A 251-nucleotide genomic window follows, 5' to 3' on the forward strand; every position below is an offset into this window, starting at 1 on the left:
GAAATAAGTTTTACCCCGAACCCTGGGTACACCTTAGATCCTACACCCGTAAATTATACGATTAATGACAACGATGGGAATACTTCTAATGAAGCGACTATCACTATTGATTATACACCTGTTACTAGTGATGATCTTAGTACAGGTAATACTACCAATACTGCGGTAACCGTAAATATTTTAGCTAATGATACCACAGGTGATACTGTAGATGTGACTACAGTTCAAATTGTAGGTACAGCAAGTCCAGG

General features: G+C 38.2%; 1 pseudogene. It reads left to right on the forward strand.

The features are described from left to right. Window positions 1–251 (forward strand): annotated as a pseudogene (locus J8281_RS19570) (hypothetical protein); the annotation flags it as partial.

Source organism: Aquimarina sp. U1-2 (genome assembly GCF_017897595.1).
Taxonomy (GTDB): Bacteria; Bacteroidota; Bacteroidia; order Flavobacteriales; family Flavobacteriaceae; genus Aquimarina.